The organism is Pseudoalteromonas sp. S558, assembly GCF_005886635.1.
In the GTDB taxonomy this organism is placed as follows: domain Bacteria; phylum Pseudomonadota; class Gammaproteobacteria; order Enterobacterales; family Alteromonadaceae; genus Pseudoalteromonas; species Pseudoalteromonas aliena.
In genome coordinates this window covers 1-387 of sequence record NZ_PNDU01000451.1, presented here as the reverse complement: position 1 = coordinate 387, position 387 = coordinate 1, and the positions used below count along the sequence as shown (strand labels likewise).

Annotated in this window: 3 tRNA genes; all 3 read left to right on the top strand. The window is 45.0% G+C overall.

Features of this window, described 5'->3' with window-relative positions:
• Window positions 1-75 precede the first annotated feature (75 nt).
• The 3 genes from CWB66_RS20675 to CWB66_RS20665 all read left to right on the top strand — a co-directional run bounded on the left by CWB66_RS20675 (window position 76) and on the right by CWB66_RS20665 (window position 343).
• A tRNA-Arg gene (locus CWB66_RS20675) sits at window positions 76-152 on the top strand.
• A 23-nt stretch (window positions 153-175) separates the two neighbouring features.
• A tRNA-His gene (locus tag CWB66_RS20670) sits at window positions 176-251 on the top strand.
• Window positions 252-266: 15 nt separating this feature from the next.
• Window positions 267-343 (top strand) — tRNA-Pro (locus CWB66_RS20665).
• Window positions 344-387 lie beyond the last annotated feature (44 nt).

Genomic DNA, 387 nt, shown 5'->3' with positions numbered 1-387 from the left:
TCCTGCATCGCCGACCATTTTTTTATAATACAATTATAATCGAATAGCTTATTGGTAAACTATGAAGTTTTCGATGCGCCCATAGCTCAGCTGGATAGAGCAACGCCCTTCTAAGGCGTGGGTCGAAGGTTCGAATCCTTCTGGGTGCACCATTTGAAAACATGTAAATATAGCGGTGATTGTAGCTCAGTTGGTAGAGCCCCGGATTGTGATTCCGGTTGTCGTGGGTTCGAGCCCCATCAGTCACCCCATTTACAAAAGAATATCGGCGATTAGCGCAGTTTGGTAGCGCACTTGGTTTGGGTCCAAGGGGTCGCAGGTTCAAATCCTGCATCGCCGACCACTTTCTTAACGATGAAGTTTATTAACTAATCACTATATAAGTAT